The following is a 1,075-nucleotide window of genomic DNA, read 5'->3' as shown; positions in this document are numbered from 1 at the left end:
ACTCGCCGGGCAGGGCTGCCGGCACGGCCGGGTCGGCGGCGGCAACATGGGCGGCGGTATCGACCGCTGCGCCGTCGAAGACCATCCGCTGCTCGAGCAGCAGGTAGGATACGGAGGCCTTGAGACCGAGCCGCGCCGAACCGGCCTTCGTCTCGGCCTCGGCCATCTTCCGCTTGCGCCAGCGCTTGGGCAGCTCTTTCGACATGGGCTTCTCATCCCTTTCAGGATCTGAAAACTTGCGTCGCGATCTCCGCGCTCAGGTCATCGCTTCGGCTTTCGCCAGGAAGCCGCCGCGGGCTCCCCGAACATCCTCGTTCCCGCGGCTCAGGCGCCGCTCTCCCTGACCAGCACCTTGAGCACCTGCCGCCAGGCCCCTGCGGCAATGCTCTCGGCCTCGCCACGCAGATGAATTAGCCCCCGCACCGCCCGCTCCGGGGCCGGGTCGGTCTCGCTTGCCGCTGCCTTGAAGACGGCCAGGAACGCGCCGGCCTTCGGCACCAGGCGGCGCTGCTGGTCCTCGACCGCCGCGACGCGTCCGCCATGGGTCGAGGCCAGTTCCGACAGGTCGAGCGTCGCGACGCCGGCCAGCGAGACGGCGTCGAGCTGCAGCGAGACCGCCGGCCGCGTCGGCATCTCCGGGATGAAGGTGGCGTCTGCATGCGCCTGGACACGCCAGAGATCCTTCTCGGCGACATAACCTCGCGCCGCCAGTTGCTCCGGCCTGCCGACGAGGGCCAGTTGCTCGCGCGGGTTGACCCAGCGGCCGGGGTGCAGGCCGGTGCCGAGCTCCAGCACATGTCCGGCCATCGGAGCCGTGACCGTGAGCTGCTCGGCCTCGCGCACCAGCCCCTCGAGCCGCCCCTGCAAGGCGGTACGCTCGTTCTCCAGCACGATGGTCTCTTCGCGGTCGAGCTCGTCGCCGGCCCGCCGCGCGAGCCTCATCCCGTTCAGCTGGAGCTGGATGCGGGTTTCCCTGAGGGCTTCGTCGAGTGCCGGCGAGCGCAAGCTGATCAGCTCCTGCCCGGGCGTGACATCCTGGCCCTGCACGACCGCAACCCGGGTGACGAGGGCGGGC

General features: G+C 70.6%; 2 protein-coding genes. Both read right to left on the bottom strand.

Annotated elements, in window-relative coordinates; translation table 11 throughout:
- Window positions 1-205 (bottom strand): hypothetical protein (locus tag ACIPIA_RS16885; protein ID WP_400511149.1); only part of this gene is annotated, 205 nt, incomplete at its 3' end.
- A 119-nt stretch (window positions 206-324) separates the two neighbouring features.
- A partial coding sequence (locus tag ACIPIA_RS16880) for an efflux RND transporter periplasmic adaptor subunit (RefSeq protein WP_400511147.1) occupies window positions 325-1,075 on the bottom strand: 751 nt, incomplete at its 5' end.

Origin of the sequence: Allobosea sp. CER48, assembly GCF_044752385.1 — a bacterium.
Classification (GTDB): Bacteria; Pseudomonadota; Alphaproteobacteria; order Rhizobiales; family Beijerinckiaceae; genus Allobosea.
Note: the sequence above shows the minus strand (reverse complement) of the source record. Positions and strands in the feature narration are given on the sequence as shown.